The 21,036-nt window shown below is 72.2% G+C and carries 21 protein-coding genes; 12 read left to right on the top strand and 9 right to left on the bottom strand.

All coding sequences use genetic code 11. From position 1 onward, the window contains the following. Positions 1 to 348: 348 nt before the first annotated feature. Positions 349 to 1,929, top strand: coding sequence for a stealth family protein (locus V1460_RS26510; RefSeq protein ID WP_338676129.1), 1,581 nt, complete (start codon positions 349 to 351; stop codon positions 1,927 to 1,929). A 230-nt stretch (positions 1,930 to 2,159) separates the two neighbouring features. Here V1460_RS26510 and V1460_RS26505 read toward each other — a convergent pair whose 3' ends face one another. Together V1460_RS26505 and V1460_RS26500 are read right to left on the bottom strand one after the other, a co-directional pair. Then, positions 2,160 to 2,372, bottom strand: a complete 213-nt coding sequence (locus V1460_RS26505) for a hypothetical protein (protein ID WP_338676128.1) — start codon at positions 2,370 to 2,372, stop codon at positions 2,160 to 2,162. Between the two features lie 75 nt (positions 2,373 to 2,447). After that, positions 2,448 to 3,080, bottom strand: coding sequence for a TIGR03085 family metal-binding protein (locus V1460_RS26500; protein ID WP_338676127.1), 633 nt, complete (start codon positions 3,078 to 3,080; stop codon positions 2,448 to 2,450). Positions 3,081 to 3,164: 84 nt separating this feature from the next. On the opposite strand from V1460_RS26500, the gene hisI reads away from it, so the two are divergent. The 11 genes from hisI to lgt all read left to right on the top strand — a co-directional run bounded on the left by hisI (position 3,165) and on the right by lgt (position 12,793). Then, on the top strand, positions 3,165 to 3,536 hold the full coding sequence (gene hisI, locus V1460_RS26495; RefSeq protein WP_338676126.1) for a phosphoribosyl-AMP cyclohydrolase: 372 nt from the start codon (positions 3,165 to 3,167) through the stop codon (positions 3,534 to 3,536). A gap of 23 nt (positions 3,537 to 3,559) precedes the next feature. After that, on the top strand, positions 3,560 to 5,062 hold the full coding sequence (locus V1460_RS26490; RefSeq protein WP_338676125.1) for an anthranilate synthase component I: 1,503 nt from the start codon (positions 3,560 to 3,562) through the stop codon (positions 5,060 to 5,062). 14 nt (positions 5,063 to 5,076) lie between these two features. Continuing rightward, positions 5,077 to 5,730 carry a TIGR02234 family membrane protein gene (locus V1460_RS26485; RefSeq protein WP_338676124.1) on the top strand — a complete coding sequence of 218 codons (654 nt, stop codon included), beginning with the start codon at positions 5,077 to 5,079 and terminating at the stop codon, positions 5,728 to 5,730. A gap of 150 nt (positions 5,731 to 5,880) precedes the next feature. Continuing rightward, the gene (locus V1460_RS26480) at positions 5,881 to 6,150 is read left to right on the top strand and encodes an HGxxPAAW family protein (RefSeq protein ID WP_338676123.1); all 270 of its coding nucleotides are present in this window, start codon (positions 5,881 to 5,883) and stop codon (positions 6,148 to 6,150) included. A 70-nt stretch (positions 6,151 to 6,220) separates the two neighbouring features. Then, positions 6,221 to 6,691, top strand: coding sequence for a DUF2752 domain-containing protein (locus V1460_RS26475; RefSeq protein ID WP_407077530.1), 471 nt, complete (start codon positions 6,221 to 6,223; stop codon positions 6,689 to 6,691). Between the two features lie 130 nt (positions 6,692 to 6,821). Beyond that, a complete protein-coding gene (trpC, locus tag V1460_RS26470; protein WP_338676122.1) occupies positions 6,822 to 7,631 on the top strand; it encodes an indole-3-glycerol phosphate synthase TrpC in 810 nt (269 codons plus the stop codon). A gap of 8 nt (positions 7,632 to 7,639) precedes the next feature. Beyond that, positions 7,640 to 7,858: a tryptophan biosynthesis modulator TrpM gene (gene trpM / locus V1460_RS26465; RefSeq protein ID WP_338676121.1), complete on the top strand. Its 219-nt coding sequence runs from the start codon at positions 7,640 to 7,642 to the stop codon at positions 7,856 to 7,858. A 142-nt stretch (positions 7,859 to 8,000) separates the two neighbouring features. Next, positions 8,001 to 9,296, top strand: a complete 1,296-nt coding sequence (gene trpB / locus V1460_RS26460) for a tryptophan synthase subunit beta (protein WP_338676120.1) — start codon at positions 8,001 to 8,003, stop codon at positions 9,294 to 9,296. Then, positions 9,293 to 10,135: a tryptophan synthase subunit alpha gene (gene trpA / locus V1460_RS26455; protein WP_338676119.1), complete on the top strand. Its 843-nt coding sequence runs from the start codon at positions 9,293 to 9,295 to the stop codon at positions 10,133 to 10,135. The genes trpB and trpA overlap by 4 nt, the downstream gene beginning before the upstream one ends. Before the next feature lie 96 nt (positions 10,136 to 10,231). Further along, positions 10,232 to 11,086: a thioredoxin domain-containing protein gene (locus tag V1460_RS26450; RefSeq protein ID WP_338676118.1), complete on the top strand. Its 855-nt coding sequence runs from the start codon at positions 10,232 to 10,234 to the stop codon at positions 11,084 to 11,086. Between the two features lie 738 nt (positions 11,087 to 11,824). Beyond that, on the top strand, positions 11,825 to 12,793 hold the full coding sequence (gene lgt / locus V1460_RS26445; RefSeq protein ID WP_338676117.1) for a prolipoprotein diacylglyceryl transferase: 969 nt from the start codon (positions 11,825 to 11,827) through the stop codon (positions 12,791 to 12,793). A 125-nt stretch (positions 12,794 to 12,918) separates the two neighbouring features. On the opposite strand, the gene V1460_RS26440 is transcribed toward lgt, so the two are convergent. The 7 genes from V1460_RS26440 to V1460_RS26410 form a co-directional block, all read right to left on the bottom strand. Beyond that, positions 12,919 to 13,725: a CoA ester lyase gene (locus tag V1460_RS26440; RefSeq protein ID WP_338678208.1), complete on the bottom strand. Its 807-nt coding sequence runs from the start codon at positions 13,723 to 13,725 to the stop codon at positions 12,919 to 12,921. Between the two features lie 74 nt (positions 13,726 to 13,799). Next, positions 13,800 to 15,032 (bottom strand): CoA transferase, encoded by a 1,233-nt coding sequence (locus V1460_RS26435; protein ID WP_338676116.1) that lies wholly within the window; start codon positions 15,030 to 15,032, stop codon positions 13,800 to 13,802. Between the two features lie 62 nt (positions 15,033 to 15,094). Continuing rightward, positions 15,095 to 16,006, bottom strand: coding sequence for a ribokinase (rbsK, locus tag V1460_RS26430; protein WP_338676115.1), 912 nt, complete (start codon positions 16,004 to 16,006; stop codon positions 15,095 to 15,097). Further along, positions 16,003 to 17,400 carry an ADP-ribosylglycohydrolase family protein gene (locus tag V1460_RS26425; protein ID WP_338676114.1) on the bottom strand — a complete coding sequence of 466 codons (1,398 nt, stop codon included), beginning with the start codon at positions 17,398 to 17,400 and terminating at the stop codon, positions 16,003 to 16,005. Before V1460_RS26425 ends, rbsK begins: the two co-directional genes overlap by 4 nt. Beyond that, positions 17,397 to 18,548, bottom strand: a complete 1,152-nt coding sequence (locus tag V1460_RS26420) for an ADP-ribosylglycohydrolase family protein (protein ID WP_338676113.1) — start codon at positions 18,546 to 18,548, stop codon at positions 17,397 to 17,399. The genes V1460_RS26425 and V1460_RS26420 overlap by 4 nt, the downstream gene beginning before the upstream one ends. A 177-nt stretch (positions 18,549 to 18,725) precedes the next feature. Further along, positions 18,726 to 19,964 carry an ADP-ribosylglycohydrolase family protein gene (locus tag V1460_RS26415; RefSeq protein WP_338676112.1) on the bottom strand — a complete coding sequence of 413 codons (1,239 nt, stop codon included), beginning with the start codon at positions 19,962 to 19,964 and terminating at the stop codon, positions 18,726 to 18,728. Then, the gene (locus V1460_RS26410) at positions 19,946 to 20,974 is read right to left on the bottom strand and encodes an ADP-ribosylglycohydrolase family protein (RefSeq protein WP_338676111.1); all 1,029 of its coding nucleotides are present in this window, start codon (positions 20,972 to 20,974) and stop codon (positions 19,946 to 19,948) included. The genes V1460_RS26415 and V1460_RS26410 overlap by 19 nt, the downstream gene beginning before the upstream one ends. Positions 20,975 to 21,036 lie beyond the last annotated feature (62 nt).

Here is a 21,036-nt window from a genome sequence, read left to right as displayed (position 1 = left end):
GCCGTCCGGTGACGGCTGTGCCACCTGCCTGCGGTGCGGCGAGGAGGACTTTTGCGAGGGAGCGTTCGAATGGAGCAGAACATGATCACGGGTAGGCGTTCTCCGTCCCCCGGCGATGCGCGGTCCGCACGTCTGAACCCTGAGACGTCATGGTGGACGCACGCGTATCGCCGTGGGATGCCGCTGACGGCCCGGAGGGCGATCGCAGCCCGGATCTCGCCTCGGACTCGCAGGCGGTGGAAGGCACGGCTGGCTGCCGCGCCATCGGCTCGATCCGGCGCGGCGAGGATGCGGGCGGCCTGGGAGACACGTCGGTTTCCAGAGGCGTTCACCGGACCGGACCGGGCCATGCACCTCGTACGGGGAGTACCGAAGGCGGTACTGGTCAGGGCGGACGTTTCGCCGCTGCAAGCGAGAAGCGACAATCTCGCGGCGGTTCGCTTTGCACTGGACGACGCCGGTATCGACTACTTCTGTGTACGCGGCCGCCGGGACGGGACGGCGACAGTCGGGGTCGCGGCCGATGACCGCCCTCGTGTGCTCGAAGCGCTGGCGGCGTCGACCGAGCGCCGGCCCGGCTATGTCTCCTTGATGGACGGTCAGCGCGGGGCGTCGCGTAGCGAGCTCGGATCCCTGCCCGGTGTGTGGCGCCGGGTGGCCCACGCCGATGTGATCCGCATGACCTGGTATTACGGCGACCCCGAGCTGCGTCTGGTGCTGGGCCCTGAGCACGGTTGCGACATCGAGTTCTGGACCCCTTGCGGCGACCGGCTTCTCGCGCCCCGTCCCAACCGGATCACCGAGCAGATCCCGCGGCACGGGAGACCGGTGCAGGTTCCCGACGCGACCTTCACACGCCTGGCCTCAACGGTCGCCGACCGGCCGGCGACCACGGTGCGAACCCGCCGGGAGTTCATCACCGTCCTGCCGGACGACATACGCTTCCCCATCGACGCCGTCTACACCTGGGTGGACGGGCAGGACCCGGCCTGGCTCCGTCGCCGTGCCGAGGCCACCGGCGAGGCATACCACGAGGAAGCGGCGAACGCCGCCCGCTACATCAGTCGTGACGAACTGCGCTACTCCCTGCGGTCCCTGTATCAGAACGCGCCCTGGATTCGCACGGTCTACCTTGTCACCGACGATCAGACACCGGACTGGCTCGACACCTTGAGCCCAGGCCTGAAAGTGGTCAGCCACAAGGACATCTTCGCTGATCCGGGTGTGCTGCCCACGTTCAATTCCCATGCCATCGAGAGCCAGCTCCACCATATCGACGGGCTGGCCGAGCACTTCCTCTATTTCAACGACGACGTGTTCCTCGGGCGGCCCACCACTCCTCAGGATTTCTTCCACGCCAACGGGATCACCAAGTTCTTTCCCTCACCGGCGCTCATTCCGCTCGGACAGCCGACCCCGGACGACGTGCCCGTATCGGTGGCCGGAAAGAACAACCGAGCGCTGCTCGGGTCCCGGTTCGGCGTCACGATCACCCAGAAGATGAAACACACCCCGCATCCACTTCGCCGCAGCGTCCTCGCCGAGATCGAGGACTCATTCCCCCGGCATCACCACGTCACCGCGGGCAACCGCTTCCGCAGTCTCGACGACCTGTCGATCGCCTCCAACCTGCATCACTACTACGCCCACCAAAGCGCCCGCGCCGTCCCCGGCACCCTCCGCTACGCCTACCTCGACCTGTCCCACCCCGACACACCCGCGCGCCTCGACCGGCTTCTCGCCGACCGCGACCGCCATGTCTTCTGCATCAACGACACCGTCTCCTCCGAGCACGACACGCAGGACCAGCAAGAGCTGCTCCAGCCCTTCCTCGACGGCTACTTCCCCGTACCGAGCCCCTATGAGAAGCACGCGCACCCCCACGATGGGCTGAACAGGACGCGCACCCAAGAGGGGCGGAACCCGTGACCCGGTGGGCGTCGCCGCAGACACGGGCACCCGCCGGGTGCGGCGACCGCGGCCCTCGGGGTGATCCACACGCTTCAGTCGGCTGTTCTGGCGGATAATGCCGGGCCTGCCCCTGGACGAGCTGCTGCGGCAGAGGACCATGGACCCGCTGGGACTCGCCGGCACCCGCAACGGCTTCACTCCCGAGATCCAGCCACCGGTGCTGCACGCCTTCATCGACGAGCGCGGACCTACGAGGAGTCGACCTTCTGGAACCCCTCCCGGACCACCGCACCCGGTGCCGTGCTCACCACGGACATCTGCGACCTGGCACGCTCGGCTGAGGCGGTCGGCACAGGCGAGCTGCTGTCGCCCGCGGCGTTCCGCACCCAGCTCGAACCGGGCACGGTCGAACTCGGCGGCGGAACGAAGAGCTGCCCCGTCTCGGTGTGCGTGAAGAACACCGAGGCTAAGCACTTCGGGCTCGGGGTGCTGGTGCTGAGCTCCGGCGGTGCGGAGCGGCGCGGGGGGGGCGCGGGTCAGGCCATCCCGAGCTGGGCCCGTCCCACCCGCTCGACGGCGTCCTTGTCGCCCTCGATCTCCACGTGTGCGGCGTCCTGCCGCCCGAACGCGTACAAGGTCAGCTCGCCCGGGTCGCCGGTCACCGTTACGACCGGGGTGCCGCGGTGTGCCACGGTCGTCTGGCCGTTAGGGCGGCGCAGCACCAGGCCCACCGGCGCCTTGCGCCCCAGCAGCCGTGCGCCCTTCTCCAGGCGCGACCAGAGGACATCGGCGAACAGCGGGTCCAGCTCGCGCGGGGTCCAGTCGGGCTGAGCCCGGCGTACGTCCTCGGCGTGCACGAAGAACTCGACGGTGTTCGAGGCCTCGTCCACCGGCTTGAGGGAGAACGGCGACATCCTCGGCGGACCGGTACGGATCAGCTGGATCAGTTCCTCGTACGGCTTGGCGGCGTACTCCGCCTGCACCCGCTCCAGCCTGCTCCTCAACGGGCTCAGCACGATCCCGGCCGCCTCGGGCCGGCGCTCGCGCACCACCACGTGCGCCGCCAGTTCACGGGTGGTCCAGCCCTCGCACAGGGTCGGGGCGGCGGGGCCGGCAGCCTCCAACAGTTCCGCGAGCAGCAGCCGTTCACGCTTGGCATGGGTCGACATGCCGGTCAGCCTACGTCCGGGGCCGCCCGTCCGCCCAGTGGACGCACGGCCGGATGCCACGTGGGGCACGGCACAATGAACCTCATGACAGGCACGCCCAGGACTCCCAGCGCACTGGCCCCCGCCATCGCCGCCCGCCTCAAGCGCAGCGCCGACGGACTGCTGCCGGCCATCGCCCAGCAGTACGACACCGGTGAAGTGCTCATGCTCGGCTGGATGGACGACGAGGCGCTGCACCGCACCCTCACCACCGGGCGCGCCACCTACTGGTCGCGCAGCCGCCAGGAGTACTGGGTCAAGGGCGACACCTCGGGCCATGTGCAGCAGGTCAAGTCGGTCGCACTCGACTGCGACGCCGACACCGTCCTCATCCGGGTCGACCAGACCGGCGCCGCCTGCCACACCGGCGACCGCACCTGTTTCGACGCCGATGAGCTGCCGCTCGGCGACCGGTAGTGCCGGCAGTAGGGTCATACGCCATGGACCTCGAGACCTTCCGCAAGCTGGCGGCCGACCGCCGTGTCATCCCCGTCAGCCGCCGCCTCCTCGCGGACGGCGACACCCCGGTCGGCCTGTACCGCAAACTCGCCGGAGAGCGCCCCGGCACCTTCCTGCTGGAGTCGGCGGAGGGAGGGCGCTCCTGGTCCCGGTACTCCTTCATCGGTGTACGGTCGGACGCCGCCCTCACCGTCCGCGACGGCCAGGCGCACTGGATCGGTACCCCTCCGGTGGGCGTACCCGTGGACGGCGACCCTCTGGCGGCCCTCAGGGCCACCGTCGAGGCCCTGCACACCCCGCGGGGACTCGACGACGGCATGCCGCCCTTCACCGGCGGCATGGTCGGCTACCTCGGCTACGACATCGTCCGCCGCCTGGAGAGGATCGGTGAGCACGGCCGGGACGACCTGCGGCTGCCCGAGCTGACCATGCTGCTCACATCGGACCTGGCCGTCCTCGACCACTGGGACGGCTCCGTGCTGTTGATCGCCAACGCGATCAACCACAACGACCTCGACACGGGTGTGGACGAGGCCTACGCAGGAGCCGTCGCCCGGCTCGACGCCATGGAGGCCGGCCTCGCCCGGCCGGTGCACTCCCCGCCGACCGCCCTGCCGCCGTCGGAGCTGCCCCCGTACACCGCGCCCATGTGGAGCGGCGAGCAGTTCCGGGAAGCCGTCGATGACGTCAAGGAGCGCATCCGCGCGGGGGAGGCTTTCCAGGTCGTGCCCTCGCAGCGGTTCGAGACCCCCTGCACGGCCAGTGCCCTCGATGTCTACCGGGTGCTGCGAGCCACCAACCCCAGCCCGTACATGTACCTGATCCGCTTCCCGCACGACGAGGAACCCTTCGACGTGGTCGGCTCCAGCCCGGAGGCACTGGTGAAGGTCGAGGACGGGCACGCCATGGTGCACCCCATCGCGGGCACCCGGCCGCGTGGAGCAACCCCGCAGGAGGACCACGACCTCGGGGACGAGTTGCTCGCCGACCCGAAGGAGCGCGCCGAGCATCTGATGCTGGTCGACCTGGGACGCAACGACCTCGGCCGGGTCTGCGAGCCGGGTTCGGTGGAAGTGGTCGACTTCATGTCCATCGAGCGGTACTCGCACGTCATGCACATCGTGTCGACCGTCACCGGCAAGGTCGCCGAAGGCCGTACCGCCTTCGACGTGCTGACGGCCTGCTTCCCGGCGGGCACCCTCTCCGGTGCTCCGAAGCCCCGGGCGATGCAGATCATCGAGGAACTGGAGCCGTCCCGGCGCGGACTGTACGGCGGCTGTGTCGGGTATCTCGACTTCGCGGGCGACTCGGACACCGCCATCGCCATCCGCACCGCGCTGCTGCGCGGCGGAACCGCGTATGTGCAGGCCGGGGCCGGGATCGTGGCCGACTCGGACCCGGCGGCCGAGGACGCCGAGTGCCGGAACAAGGCCGCCGCCGTGCTGCGGGCGGTGCACACCGCGAACCGGCTGCACGGCGGCTGAGCGCATAGGGGATAGTGGGGTGCGTGAGTGCCGCATCCGTACCCCAGCCCCGTACCGAGAGCGCACGGAGTTCGTCGGCGGCGAGCAGCAGACGAAGCCTTGCCGCCGCCCTGCTGCTCGGTGCCGTCGGCGCGGCCGTGGTGCTGCTCGCGTCGGGCCAGACCTGGGCGCAGGGCGCGGCCGACGCCGTCGGCGGCACCGTCCCGCTGAAGGCGGACGGTCGGGAGGTCACCGGGGTGCCCGCCGCACTCGCCGTCGTGGGCCTGGCCGCGCTGGTTGCCTTGTTCGCGGTGCGCCGCGCCGGTCGGCTGCTGGTCTCCGCGCTGCTGGCGTTCAGCGGTGCGGGCGCGGCAATCGCCGCGTTCCTCGGCGCCGGTGGCAGCGGGACGCTGGACGAGCAGGCCCGGCGTACCACCGGCACATCCGATGCGGCTGCCGAGGCCCTCACCCACACCGTCTGGCCTTACGTCACGGCGGGCGGCGGATTGCTGATCCTGCTCGCCGGGCTGCTGGCGCTGCGCTACGGCAGCTCCTGGCCGGCGATGTCCGGCCGCTACGAGCGCGAGGGCGGCGCTCCCCGCAAGACCCGCAAGGCCACCGACCCGGACCGGCCCGAGGAGCTGTGGAAAGCCCTGGACCGCGGCGAGGACCCCACCCGCGATCAGTGACGACCCCCACGTCCTGACACCCGTCCACGTACGGGACAATGGGGTACGAGCAGGTCTCCCGCGCCTCGTGCGCAGGGCGGCCCACCCACCCGACGGCCTGACCTCACGGCCTCACCTCACCCACAGAGCAACACCAACGAGGAGCACTTCATGGCGGGCAGCAGCCACGGACACGGTCACACCCCGGCCGCCTGGACCGGTGTCATCATCAGCTTCATCGGCTTCAACGTCGCGGGAGTCTTCATGGTGATGAACAACCCCCTCGGTTTCTGGGCCGGTATCGGCGTGACCCTTCTGGGCGCCGTCGTGGGCGGGGCGATGAAGGCGGCCGGTCTCGGCTCCAAGCTCCAGCCGGTGCGCGTCCAGGGCGGCACCGCGACCGCGAAGCCCGCTCCGGCCGAGGTCACCGCGACCGCCTGAGGCGCTGTGTGAGACGCGGTCCGGCGGGCCCGGGCTGCGTCTCCTCGCATACCGGGTGGACAATCAGCGGGTGGATGCCTTCACCGCCGCCCCTACCGAACCGGGAGCGAGCCGGTCCTCCGGACCGGAACCCGCCCGTGCGCCCTCCCTCGTGCGACGGCTCGCGCCACCGCTGGGCGGCCTCGCCGTCGTCGCCGCGGCCTTCGCCTACGTCGGCACCGTCGACCCCAATGAGCCGGGCCACTACCCGGTATGCCCGCTCCTGCGCCTCACCGGGATCTACTGCCCAGGGTGCGGCGGTCTGCGCAGTGCCCATGCCTTCGTCCACGGCGACTTCGGGGCCGCCCTGAGCTCCAACGCGGTCGCCACCGTCGGCTACGGGATCTTCGCCGTGGTCTGGACCGTCTGGATCCTTCGCCTGATCCGCGGACGCCCGTTCCGCCTCCGCCTGCCCACCGCGTGGGCATGGGCACTCGGCGGGGTGCTGCTGGCCTTCTCCGTGGTCAGGAACCTGCCGTTCGGGTCGGTGCTCGCGCCATGACACTCAGCGGGATGATGTTCCACGGATTGGGATGCCCGTCAACCGGATGTGAGGCCATCCCCCTCCTGCGGATACCATCGACATAGCTGACCGTGATCCACCAACAACCACCCGGAAGGGGGCCGCTCGCGTGAGTGTGCTCGACGAGATCATCGAAGGCGTACGCGCCGACCTCGCAGAGCGGCAGGCGCGGGTCAGCCTCGACGAGCTCAAGGAGCGTGCCGCCAAGGCGCCCCAGGCCAAGGACGGTGTCGCCGCGCTGCGCGGCGACGGTGTCAAGGTCATCTGCGAGGTGAAGCGCTCCAGCCCCTCCAAGGGTGCGCTCGCCGCGATCGCCGACCCGGCAGCTCTCGCCGCCGACTACGAGGCGGGTGGCGCGGCCGTCATCTCCGTCCTCACCGAACAGCGCCGCTTCGGCGGTTCGCTCGCGGATCTGGAGGCCGTGCGGGCCCGGGTGGACATCCCGGTGCTGCGCAAGGACTTCATCGTCACCTCGTACCAGCTGTGGGAGGCCCGCGCGTACGGCGCCGACCTCGTGCTGCTGATCGTTGCCGCGCTCGATCAGGAGGCCCTGGTCTCCCTGATCGAGCGGGCCGAGTCGATCGGTCTCACCCCGCTGGTCGAGGTCCACGACGAGGACGAGGTCGAGCGGGCCGTGGACGCCGGCGCCAAGGTCATCGGTGTCAACGCGCGCAACCTCAAGACCCTTGAGGTCGACCGCTCGACCTTCGAGCGGGTCGCCCCCGAGATCCCCGCGAGCGTCGTCAAGATCGCCGAATCCGGAATCCGCGGCCCGCACGACCTGATCGCCTACGCCAACGAGGGTGCGGACGCGGTCCTGGTCGGCGAGTCTCTGGTGACCGGGCGCGACCCCAAGGGCGCCGTGGCCGATCTGGTCGCCGCCGGCGCCCACCCGGCGCTGCGGCACGGGAGGGGCTGACCCCCGCCATGACCGCTGTCCGCCGCGCCGCCCCACACCGACGCCCGGGGCTTCGCCTCCGGGGCGGTGCCGCAGCCGCGCAGGCGCAGCTCCCGCACGCGCCCCTGGCGCGCGGCTGCCGCCCCCGCGGCTGCCGTGCACCGGCACGGCGGGTGCACGGGCGGCGGGTCCGCTATGTGATCGGGGACGAGCCCGGTCAGGTCAACGGCATGCGATGGCGTCGCTGAGCGACTCGCACTGACCGCGCGTGCACGCACGGACATCCGCCGAGTTCGCGCGGGTGCCTGCGCGCTCAGCGTGCCGCGACGTCGCGCGACGCCATCACCCCACACACTTCTTCTCGGCTTTCAGCTCACAAGGAGTTCTGGCATGCCCAGCGACTACTTCATTCCCGACCCCGAGGGCCTGGTGCCCGACGCCCGTGGTTACTTCGGTCACTTCGGCGGCAAGTTCATCCCCGAGGCGCTCGTCGCCGCCGTGGACGAGGTGGCCGTCGAGTACGACAAGGCGAAGGCCGACCCTGCCTTCGCCGCCGAGCTCGACGATCTGCTCGTCAACTACACGGGACGGCCCAGCGCCCTCACCGAGGTGCCCCGGTTCGCCGGGCACGCAGGCGGCGCGCGGGTCTTTCTGAAGCGTGAGGACCTCAACCACACCGGGTCCCACAAGATCAACAACGTGCTCGGGCAGGCCCTGCTCACCAAGCGCATGGGCAAGACCCGGGTCATCGCCGAGACCGGCGCCGGGCAGCACGGCGTCGCCACGGCCACCGCCTGTGCCCTCTTCGGCCTCGACTGCACCATCTACATGGGTGAGATCGACACCCAGCGCCAGGCGCTGAACGTGGCACGGATGCGGATGCTCGGCGCCGAGGTCATCCCCGTGAAGTCCGGCAGCCGCACCCTCAAGGACGCCATCAACGAGGCGTTCCGCGACTGGGTGGCCAACGTCGACCACACGCACTACCTCTTCGGTACCGTCGCCGGACCGCGCCCCTTCCCCGCGATGGTCCGTGACTTCCACCGGGTCATCGGTGTCGAGGCCCGCCGCCAGATCCTGGAGCGGGCGGGCCGCCTCCCGGACGCGGTCGTGGCCTGCGTGGGCGGCGGCTCCAACGCCATCGGCCTGTTCCACGCGTTCATCCCCGACACCGGCGTTCGGCTGGTCGGCTGCGAGCCCGGCGGGCACGGAGTGGAGACCGGGGAGCACGCGGCCACGCTGACCGCGGGTGAGCCCGGCATCCTGCACGGCTCGCGTTCGTACGTCCTCCAGGACGACGAGGGGCAGATCACCGAGCCGTACTCGATCTCGGCGGGGCTCGACTACCCGGGCATCGGTCCCGAGCACTCGTACCTCAAGGACAGCGGACGTGGTGAGTACCGGGCCGTGACCGACGACGCCGCCATGCAGGCGCTGAGGCTGCTGTCCCGTACGGAGGGCATCATCCCGGCGATCGAATCGGCGCACGCCCTGGCCGGGGCGCTCGACCTCGGCAGGGAACTCGGCGAGGACGGGCTGATCGTGGTCAACCTGTCCGGCCGCGGTGACAAGGACATGGACACGGCAGCCCGCTACTTCGGGCTGTACGACACCGAGGCGGCGGGCGCCGTCGTGGAGGCCGACGCTGCGGGCGAGGTCGCCGAGATCGAGGGGGACGCCAAATGAGCGGGACCGCATCCGCCGGCGGGAACATCCGGCTGCTGAGCGACACCCTGGCGCGTGCCAAGGCCGAGAACCGGGCCGCGCTGGTCGCCTACCTTCCGGCCGGTTTCCCGACCGTCGACCGCGGTATCGAGGCGATCAAGGCGATCTTCGACGGCGGTGCCGACGTGGTCGAGGTCGGTCTGCCGCACAGTGACCCGGTGCTGGACGGCCCGGTGATCCAGACCGCCGACGACATCGCCCTGCGCGGCGGTGTGAGGATCGCGGACGTGATGCGGACCGTGCGCGAGGCGCACCGGGCGACCGGCAAGCCGGTGCTGGTCATGACGTACTGGAACCCGATCGACCGCTACGGCATCGAGCGCTTCACCGCCGAGCTCGCGGAGGCCGGCGGCGCCGGCTGCATCCTGCCGGACCTTCCGGTCGAGGAGTCCGAGGTGTGGCGTGAGCACGCCGAAAAGCACGGACTCGCCACCGTCTTCGTCGTGGCGCCGAGCAGCAAGGACGAGCGCCTCGCCACCATCACCGACGCCGGTACGGGTTTCGTCTACGCCGCGTCACTGATGGGAGTCACCGGCACCCGTGAGTCCGTCGGCACCCAGGCCGAGGACCTGGTGCGGCGTACCCGCGCCACCCCTGCCGGCCGCGACGGCCTCCCGGTCTGCGTCGGGCTCGGCGTGTCCGACGCCGCGCAGGCGGCGGAGGTCGCCGGCTTCGCCGACGGCGTCATCGTCGGCTCCGCCTTCGTCAAGCGGCTGCTGGACGCCGACGACCACGAGGCCGGGCTCGCGGCGGTGCGTGAGCTGGCGGGCGACCTGGCGCAGGGCGTACGCCGCCGCTGAGCGGGCGCGCACGCGGGGGGAAACCGCCGCTCGTCCATCCGGGTGGACCTCTGACCGGGGAGGCGCATATGCGCCTCCCCGGTTCGTTGCTGTGGCGTGAGCGAGAAGAACCCTGATGGTGCCGACGGAAGTCGGGCCGCCCGCGAGCGGCTCGTGCGCGAACGTGAGCTGGACAAAGCCCGCGACAAGCGGCGGCGTCTGATGATCGTGTGCGCGGCTGTGGTCTGCGTGCTCGGTCTCGCCGCGGTCGTCGGTGTGATCGCCGCCAACGCGGGCCGTGAGGGCAGCCGGTCCACCAAGGACACGACGGTCCAGCCGTCCGGGCCGGTCGCCGCGCCCAGCGGGGCCACCGGCGGGGCCGAGCCGGCGATCACCGCGGGCAGGGCCGACGCGCCGTCCACCCTCACCGTCTGGGAGGACTTCCGCTGCCCGGTGTGCGCGCAGTTCGAGACCACGATGCGGGACGCGATCGACGAGCTGATGGACTCGGGGCAGCTCAAGGTCGACTACCACTTCGCCACGATCATCGACGGGAACCTCGGCGGCACCGGCTCCCTGCGCGCCGCCAACGCGGCGGCGTGCGCCCAGGACGCCGGGAAGTTCGTGGCGTACCACGACGTGCTGTTCGAGAACCAGCCCCCGGAGTCCGAGGACGCCTTCGGGGACAACGCCGAGCTCATCGAACTCGCCGGGCAGGTGGACGGGCTGGACACCCCCGCCTTCCGCGAATGTGTGGAGAAGGGCACGTACGACGCCTGGGTGGACAAGTCCGCCGATGCCTTCCGCACCGCCGGGCACAGGGGCACGCCCACGGTGCTGCTCAACGGGGAGCCGGTCTTTCCCGCCAAGGACAGCGAGCCCCTCACCCCCGACAGCCTGAAGTCCTGGGTCGCCGAGGCGAACAAAGGCAAGCAGCCGGGTACGGCTTCGGGCGCACCCGGGGCCTCCTAGTGCCGCGTCGGTCAAGGTTCGCCCGTCAGGGAACGGCGCTCGGTGCGGCGCATCGCGAGGCGCCGGATCGGCCTCGTAGTGGATCTACTCGGGCGATTCGGCAACGCCGCGAGGTGTCGTGCCGGGCGTCGCGACGGGGTAAACCCTGGCTGATGCGGCACTAAGGGCTGTCCCGTAATCCCCGGCGGGCGCGCGGCGACAGCTACGGCACTCCCCCCGGCTTCGCCGGGAGGTGCCCCCACGCTGCGTTGTCGAATCGCCCGAATACACCCGGTATGAGGGCGACCCTCCGCCTTGCGTTGCGTCCCCTCGGCCCCGAGGGTCGGGGGAGACCCCATACACCTCGGCCCCGAGGGTCGGGGGAGACCCCATACACCTCGGCCCCGAGGGTCGGGGGAGACCCCATACACCTCGGCCCCGAGGGCCGGGGGAGACCCCATACACCTCGGCCCCGAGGGCCGGGGGAGACCCCATACACCTCGGCCCCGAGGGCCGGGGGAGACCCCATACACCTCGGCCCCGAGGGCCGGGGGAGACCCCATACACCTCGGCCCCAAGGGCCGGGGGAGACCCCATACACCTGACGCCGCGCTCTGGTCCATTGCGGACTACGGGACAGCCCTTAGGCGACCGCTTCCGCCCGCAGGGGCCGGAAGCTGCCCTTCGACTGCTCGTTATCCAGACGTTGCCAGGCGGATTGCGACGGTTCCGGCCCGGCAAGGTAGCGTCGGTGGTGCCATGGACCTTGCCTACATTCCCAGCCCGTCGACCGGTGTGATCCATCTCGGACCGGTACCGCTGCGCGGCTACGCCTTCTGCATCATCATCGGTGTCTTCGTCGCCGTCTGGCTCGGCAACAAACGCTGGATCGCCCGCGGCGGCAAAACCGGCACGGTGGCCGACATCGCCGTCTGGGCGGTGCCGTTCGGCCTCGTCGGCGGCCGTCTCTACCACGTGATCACCGACTACCAGCTGTATTTCAGCGAGGGTGAGAACTGGGTCGACGCCTTCAAGATCTGGGAGGGCGGCCTCGGCATCTGGGGCGCGATCTCCCTGGGCGCCGTCGGCGCCTGGATCGGCTGCCGCAGGCGGGGCATCCCGCTGCCCGCGTACGCCGACGCCATCGCGCCGGGAATCGCCCTGGCCCAGGCCATCGGACGCTGGGGCAACTGGTTCAACCAGGAGCTGTACGGCAAGGCGACCGATCTGCCCTGGGCTCTTGAGATCAGCGAGGGCGTCAACCGGGAGGCCGGCCTGTACCACCCGACGTTCCTCTACGAGTCGCTCTGGTGCGTCGGCGTCGCGCTGCTCGTGATCTGGGCCGACCGCCGCTTCAAGCTCGGGCACGGCCGCGCCTTCGCACTCTATGTCGCCGCGTACTGCGCGGGTCGCGCCTGGATCGAGTACATGCGGGTGGACGAGGCGCACCACGTCCTGGGCCTGCGGCTGAACGTCTGGACCGCGATCATCGTCTTCGCGCTCGCGGTGGCCTACATCGTGGTCTCCTCGCGGCTGCGCCCCGGCCGCGAGGAGGTCGTGGAACCCCCGAAGGGGGAGGCGGCCGAGGCCGACCGTGCCGACGCCGACTCCACGGCCGACCCCAAGGGCGCCGCCGACGCCGAGGACGCCGCGGATGCGGGCCAAGGCAAGGCCCGACACGCCGACGCGACGGACGCGTCGGACGCGAATCCCGCTCGAAACGGCTGACTCCGAGGCTCCGAAGGCCGCCCGGCCATCATGGTCGGGCGGCTTCGCCGTTTCCGCCTTCCTCCGGCCCCACCCGCCCCGGCCCGGCCCTGCGCCGCCCACCGGTCCGATCCCGCCCCGCTCGCTCAGGCGCCGCGGCGGGCCAGGGAGAGCGTGCGGTGCGCCGTCGCCACCACCGCGGCATCGACGAAGCGGCCGTCCGGAAGGGCCAGCGCCCCCGCGTCGGTCTCGGCCGCCTTGACGATCTCCTCCGCCTGCTCCACCTCCTCGGGACTCGGCAGATACGCACGCTCGATGACCGCGAGCTGCCGCGGATGGATCGCCGCACGGCCCAGGAAGCCGACGGCTCGGCCGTGGGCGCAGGACTCCGCCAGGCCGTCCAGATCGCGGATGTCGGGAAACACCGACTGCGACGGCGGCGCGAGCCCGGCAGCGCGTGCCGCGACCACGATGCGGCTGCGCGGCCAGTCGAGCCCACGGTCGTCCCGTACGCCGAGGTCGGCACGCAGATCGGCCTCGCCGAGCGCGATGCCGTGCACCGCGGGCGTCGCGGTCGCGATGGCGTAGGCGTGCTCGACCCCGGACGCGGACTCCAACAGGGCGTACAGCCCGGTGCCCGGGGCGAGCGACGCCGGACCCAGGATGTCAGTGGGGTGTGTCACCTTCGGAATGCGCAGAGCGGCCAGCCCGGGCAGCCCGGCCAGCGCCGGGATGTCCCGTTCGGCGTGGATCCGGACATGGACGGGCACGGGCTGGGAGGAGGCGAGTAGTTCGGCGGTCGCGGCGAGGGCGTACGCCTTGCGTTCGGGCGGGACCGCGTCTTCGAGGTCGACGATCACGACGTCGGCGCCGCAGCCGAGCGCCTTGTGGACGACGTCGGGATGGTCGCCCGGCGCGTACAACCAGGTGAGCGGGGTCGTTTCGGGGGTCATGAGGGTGGTGGGAGTGACGAAGGCATCAGCGGCGACGGTGGTGGCGAAGGAGGCGGCATCGCCCTGGGGCGTTCTCACAGCGCGCCTTGGCGGCGCAGCGCGGCGATCCGCTCGGGCGTCAGCCCGAGCTCGCCGAGCACGGCGTCCGTGTCCGCGCCGTGCGGTCGGCCCGCCCAGCGGATCCGGCCGGGAGTGGCGGAGAGCCGGAAGAGCACGTTCTGCATCCGGATAGGTCCCAGCTCGGGGTCGGGCACCTCGGTGATGGCGTCCAGCGCGGTGTACTGGGGGTCGGCCATCACGTCCCGGACGTCGTAGACGGGCGCCACCGCGGCCTCCGCCTGCTCGAACGCCGCCAGTACCTCGGCACGGGAGTGCCGGGCGATCCAGCCGCCCACCGCCTCGTCCAGTACGTCGGCGTGCTCGGCCCGGCCGCTGCCGGTGGCGAACCACGGCTCGTGTGTCAGCTCGGCCCGCCCGACCAGCCGCATCACCCGTTCGGCGACGGACTGGGCCGAGGTGGAGACCGCGAGCCAGGCCCCGTCGGCCGTCCGATAGGTGTTGCGCGGGGCGTTGTTGCGGGAGCGGTTGCCGGTGCGCGGCTGCACATACCCGAGCTGGTCGAACCAGATGGGCTGAGGGCCGAGCACGGTGAGGATCGGTTCGATGATCGCCATGTCCACGACCTGACCGCGACCGGACGTGGCACGCGCGGTGAGCGCGGTCATCACGGCGTACGAGGTGGCCAGGGCCGCGATGGAGTCGGCCAGACCGAAGGGAGGCAGGGTCGGCGGTCCTTCGGGTTCACCGGTGATGGCGGCGAATCCGCTCATCGCCTCGGCCAAGGTGCCGAAGCCTGGACGATGGCAGTACGGCCCGAACTGCCCGAAGGCGGTGACCCTGGCGAGTACCAGCCGGGGGTTGACGGCGCTCAGCTCGTCCCAGCCGAGCCGCCACTTCTCCAGGGTGCCGGGGCGGAAGTTCTCGATGACCACGTCCGCCGTGGCGACCAGCCGCAGCAGCGTCTCGCGCCCACCGGGCGTGGACAGATCGAGGGTGATGGCGCGTTTGTTGCGTCCGAGCAGCTTCCACCACAGGCCGACTCCGCCCTTGTCGGGTCCGTGCCCGCGGGAGGGATCCGGTTTGGCCGGGTGCTCGACCTTGATGACCTCGGCGCCGAAGTCGCCGAGCATCGTGGCGGCGAGCGGCCCGGCGAAGAGGGTGGCGACATCGAGGACGCGCAGCCCGGCGAGCGGACCGTCCCCGGCGGGGTGAGGGGCGGTGACACCGTCGGCGTCGGGGTCGTGCATGAGGGCTCCAAGCTCCATCGGCGGCTGCTGGGTCGGACACGGCCCGGTGAGAGGCGTCGGTTTCAGCGGCCCGGGGCGGCGCCCCCGTCCACGGCCTTGTCGATCTCCGGGCGGGTGGGCATGGCGGACGAGGCGCCCTGACGCTGCACGGAGAGGGCGGCGGCGGCCGATGCCCAGACCATCGCCTCGTGCATCGGCCTGCCCTCGACCAGGGCCACCGTCAGGGCGCCCACGAAGGTGTCGCCCGCGGCCGTCGTGTCGACCGTGCGCACCCGCGGCGCGGGCACCCGCACCGGCTCGGCGCCACGGGCCAGATGGAGGCTGCCTTCGGCGCCCAGCGTGACGACCACCTCGGGCACCTGGCGCAGCAGGGCGTCGGCGGCGGCGTGCGGGTCGGCCGTTGCGGCGAGTAGGGCCGCCTCGTGCTCGTTCGGCACCAGCAGGTCGACGACCGCGAGTAGCTCGGGCGGCAGGGGCTGTGCGGGGGCCGGGGTGAGGATGGTGCGCACCCCGTGGCGCCGGGCCGCCTCGGCTCCGGCGAGCACTCCGGCGAGCGGCAGTTCGAGCTGGAGCAGCAGCGCGTCGGCCGCGGCGATCACGGCCTCGTCTCCGGGAGTGAGATGATCCACGGTGCCGTTGGCGCCCGGGATGACGACGATCGCGTTGCCGCCCTCGTCGTCCACGACGATGTGCGCCGTACCGGAGGCGGTGTCGACGGTGCGCAGCAGATCGGTGTCGACCCCGGAGTGCTCCAGGGTGTCCCGCAGCCGGGCACCGAACTCATCCGAGCCCACGGCCCCGATCATCGACACATCGGCACCCGCACGGGCGGCGGCGATGGCCTGGTTCGCGCCCTTGCCGCCGGGGATGGTGCGGAACTCGCGTCCCGTGACGGTCTCGCCCAGCCTGGGCGCCCTGGGGGCATAGGCGACGAGGTCCATGTTGGTGCTGCCGAGCACCACGATGCCGGTCATGCGCGAACGTCCTCCTGGGGGATGGGGGCTCGTGCGACGTGGTCGGCGGTGAGCCGGGCGAGGGTGTCGAAACCGATGCCGTCGAAGCCGCCGACGGTGGTGGCCAGCCGGTTTCTGAGCGGGGTGGTCCACCGCTCGGGCAGCCGGTCAGGATGCCCGGCGAGCAGCCCGGCGAGCGAGCCGGCGGTGGCGCCGTTGGAGTCGGTGTCCCAGCCACCGGAGACGGCCCGGCAGACGGAGCCGACGAAGTCCCCGTCGGCATGGGTGAGGGCCGCGCACAGCAGGGCGGTGTTGGGGACGACATGAACCCAGTGGTACCCGCCGTACGCGGCGTGAAGCCGGTCCACCACCGTGTCGAAGTCGGCATACCGCTGGGCGGTCCCGATCCCGGTGCGGATCGCCCCGGCCAGCCGCGACCCGGGCGGCACGACCCGCAGCCCCGTGCGCAGACACCGGTGCACATCAGCCCGGCCCGTCGCGGCGTCGGCGAGCGCTGCGGCGGTGAACATCGCGCCGTACACCCCGTTGGCGGTATGGGTGAGGGCCGCGTCCCGGTATGCCTGGGCCGCGGCGGTCGCGGGGTCGCCCGGACGGGTCCAGCCGTGCACGTCGGCCCGGATCGCGGCGCCGATCCACTCCCGGAAGGGGTTGTGGTGAGTGGCGGTGAGCGGGGGTTCCAGCCCGGCGAGCAGATTGCGGTACGCGACGCGCTCGGCGGTGAAGGTACGGGCTGCGGGGAGTTCGTCCAGCCAGAGCCGGGCGACGTCGGCGGTGGAGAAGCCGTCTCCGTACCGCTGCAGGAGGAGCAGGTTCAGCAGTGGATAGTTCAGATCGTCGTCCTCGGGCATCCCGTCGATGTTCTCGGCGAGAGAGGTCGGCGCGGACCTGCGATTCCAGGGGTGGGCGGCGAGCAGCTCCGGGGGAACGCCCTTGGCGGTGAACCAGCCGTCGAGCGGCCAGTTGCCCGCGGCGCGGGCCAGTGCGCGGATACCGGCGAGGGGCAGCTTCTCGACGGGTTTGCCCAGCAGGCAGCCGGCAGCGCGGCCGAGCCAGGCTGCATGCAGGCGGTCGGTGAGGCTCGTCGGTCCGCCTTCCGCTGGTGTCACACCCGGCCAGTCGGGGCAGGCGGCGATGATCCCCGCCAGCGAGGCCGGTTCGTTCCGCGCGGACGGGGAGGGCAGCGAGTCCAGTTCGTCGAGGAGCAGCAGGGCCAGCGAGCGGAGACGGGGTTCGGCGGGGACCGCGGACGCGCCCGCCGCCGGAGGGGCGTCGGGGCCGCCCGCGGCTCGCCAGCGCCCGGCGATCTCCGAGACGTCCCGCCCGTCCTCGGCGGCCTGGCGCAACTCATGGCCGACCAGGTCCTCGGGCTGGACCCAGGTGAGCCGCAGGTTCACCGGGCGGCGTCCGTCAGCGCGGCGAAGGCCGCCTCATGGGCACGGCGGCGCTCCTTGTCCCGGGCGAACACCTCCCGGGCGACCTCCGCCAGTTCCCGGGCGGGAGCGTGCAGATCCACTCGGCTGGCTTCGGCGACGGCCTTCGCCCATGCGGTCGGGATCGGCTCCGCGCCGTGCAGCGCCCCCGCGATGGCGCCCGACATGGTGGCGATGGAGTCGCAGTCGCGGCCGTAGTTGACGGAGCCGAGTACCGTACGGCGGTAGTCGCCGTCCCCGACCAGCAGCATCCCCAGCGCGATCGGCAGCTCCTCGATCGCGTGCAGCCGCGACGGTCTGCGGGCGCCGAGGGACGGCGCGCGGTAGTCGGGACCCACCGTGTCGAAGGGCGCGACGGCCTCCCGTAGCGGGCGCAGCGCGGGCTCGAAGTCGCGGTAGGCGGCCGCGACTTCGGCGACGGCTTCGATCGCGGCGCGGGTGCCGTCCTTGGCGAGTGCGAGACAGGTGTCCACGACGCCGCCAGGACCGGCCCCCGGCACACAGGCCGCGGCGACCGCCGCAGCGAAGACCCCCGCGGCCTCACGGCCGTACGAGGACTGGTGGGCACCCGCGACATCCAGCGCCTCGGCGTAGGCGGCGGCGGGATTTCCGGCATTGACCAGGCCGACCGGTGCCATGTACATCGCGGCACCGCAGTTGACGATGTTGCCGTTGCCCGCCTCGCGCGGGTCGATGTGCCCGTAGTGCAGCCGAGCCACGAGCCACTTCTCGGCAAGGAAGATCCGCTGGACCGGCAGCGCCTCGGCCTCCAGTTCGGGAATCCAGCGCGGTGTGCCGATCAGATCGGGTACGAGGTGCTCGGCGACGGCGTACGCGTCGAGGTGGTCGCGCACCGTCGTGTAGACCCGTACGAGGGCGTGGGTCATCAGGGTGTCGTCGGTGATGTGCCCATCGCCCTTGTGGTACGGGGCGATGGGGCGGGCGGTCGGCCAGTCGGCGCCGTGCCAGGGGCCGACGATGCCGTGGACCCGCCCTCCGTGGCGTTCCGTGATCTGTTCCGGTGTGTAGCCCTCGACCGGCCCGCCGAGTGCGTCACCGACCGCAGCGCCGAGGAGGGCGCCGGTGAGGCGGTCCTCAAGGGAGAGTGTCATGTCGGAATTGTCCACCCCGGGTGGCCCCGATCCGGGGTGTGCCGCGCCTCGCGTCGGCGGGTGACGTGGCCGGGCGGTGCACCGCGCCACGCGGTGCACCGCGGGTGCCACACCGTTCGGACCCGCGGCGCGGCACACCGTACGAACCGCACCGACCGTGCGAACCGCCCCCGGGATTCACCGGGCGCGGCACACCACGTCGGCGAGGTGTTCCGCGAGGGGGACGAGGTCCGTGTCCGCGAGGTGGGGGAGGGCGCAGCCTGCGAGGGTTCGGCAGGCGTCGCGCCATGTGGTGGGCACCGCGGCCCCACCGCCCAACGCGCCGGTCAGCGCACCCGCGAGGGCCGGAGCGGAGTCGGCCACCCGGGACAGGCAGGCCGCCGCGGGGATCGCCGAAGCGACCTGCCCGCGGGCGGCCGTCGCGAGGGCGAGGGCCACCGGGACGGTCTCAGCCGCGGCGACGCCGTAGCTGTAGACGTGGTCCACGATCTGGTGCTCCAGCAGGGGGACCAGGGAGAACGCGTCGTCCGCGTCCCGGGCGAGCTTGACCGCGTGCCGCGCGTTGCGGCCGACCTCGGTGACCTCGGGAAGCTCCGCGAGCGCCGCATCGACTGCCGCCCGCACGGTCGCCCCGCCGAGTGCCGCCGCGATCGCCGCGGCCATCGCGCGGGCGCCGTGCACCCCGTCGCCGTCCTGGGTGTAGCGGGCGTCGAACTCGGCGAGTTCGGCGGCGGCTCGCGGGTCGCCGGGATGGACGGCGCCGAGTACGGCGGCGCGGACGCACGCGGCGTCGTCGAAGTAGTGCGGATTGTCGTGGCCGGTCGCGGGCGGACGCAGACCGGTGGCGAGGTTGCCGAGCCCGGCGCGTACGGAGATCCGGGCACGCAGCGGGAGTACGGCGGACTCGACCTCGGGGGCGCGGGCGGCGGCTGCGGCGACCTTTCCGGCGAGGGAGTTCCAGGAGAGGTCCACGGCGGCACGCATCCGGCGGCCCAGCTCACCCCGGTCGCCGTCGGCGTCGCCGGTGCCGGCTGCACCGGCGAGGATCGTCTCGGCGGTGAACGCGGCCCACTCGGCGTCGTCCGAAGGCCCGAGCCGCAGGGGTTCGGGCGCCTGGTTGAGGGCGATCGGGACAGGGAGGGTCGTCGTCGCGTTCTGCTCCGCGAAGGTGTCGAGTTCGCGGGTGAGGCGGCGGGTCCACTCCGGCATCCGGGCCGCGCGGTGCCGTGCGGCGGGCCACCCCGCCGCGTCCCCGGCGGCCAGTCCGAGCAGCAGCCCCTGGATCCGGTCCCTGAGGTCGGCGGCCGGCTCGGACCAGGCGTGGCCGCCAGGGGCCGGCTCGTGGCGGATGTCCGGTGCCGTGGCCGGGGGAGTGGCCGTGGGCTCGGATACGGGGTCTAGTGGGCCGGGGGGCATGGCAGGGCCTCAGTGTCGGTGTCCGGGATCAGTAGGTCGGCGATGTCGAGCACGTGGTAGCCCCGCATGGAGGGGAGGCAGCTGCCGCGCACGGGGCCGATCGCCTTCGCCCACTCGCGGGGGATCGCGGAGGCGCCGGACAGCGCGCCGGCGAGGGCCCCGGCGACCGCTGCCGTGGTGTCGGCGTCGCGACCCATGTTGACCGCGGTGAGCACCGACGTACGGAAGTCGCCGCGGGCCGCCGCGAAAGCGCCGAAGGCCAGGCCGACCGCTTCCGGGGCGAGGTCCGTCCAGGGGTAGCCGCCGATGACGACCGCGGACCGTACCGCACGTTCGCGCAGCACGGGGTCGGGTTCTGCGGCCTGCTCCGCCGCGATCACCGCGCGGCGCATGGAGCGCGCCGTCCAGGAGTCCATCGGGACCACGGACAGCGCGGCGCCGATGACCCCGGCGGGTCCGGCGCCTGCCATCGCCGCCGCGACCCCCGCCGCGACGGCCTGGCCGCCGTAGATGCCCTCGCCGTCATGGCTGACGCGACCGTCGATCGCGACCAGCCGCGCCGCCTCCGCCGGGTCGCCCGCCGCGAACACGCCGAACGGAGCCGCGCGCATGGCGAGGCCGTCGCTCCAGGCGTGCCGGTGCTGGGCCGTGATGGGGGCCGCCAGACCGCGCCGCAGGTTCTCCAGGGTGCCCCGCTCGCTGAAGCCCGCGCCTCGGAACGGGCCCTCGTCGAGGTCGGCGATCCAGCGGTGCCAGGCGCTCTCGACATGCGCGATGGTCAGCGCGGAGCCGTGCCTGGCCAGCAGCAGCCCGGAGAAGATCGCGTACTCGGTGTCGTCCGTGCCCGTCGGGTTGTCGGTCACGAAACCTTCGATCCGTCCCCAGCGGCGGCGGATCTCGGACGGCCGCAGGTTCTCGGCGGGCGCGCCGAGCGCGTCGCCGACGGCCAGTCCGAGCAGTGCGCCGCGGGCCCGGTCGCATGAGATGCACTCCAACGCGTCACCCCGCATCCGAGTCTGTTCTGGATGCTTGCCACGTGCGCCGCCCGGTGCGCCGCCAGATGGCCTCATGT

This window comes from Streptomyces sp. SCSIO 30461 (assembly GCF_037023745.1).
In the GTDB taxonomy this organism is placed as follows: Bacteria; Actinomycetota; Actinomycetes; order Streptomycetales; family Streptomycetaceae; genus Streptomyces.
This window is presented reverse-complemented; position numbering and strand designations above follow the sequence as displayed.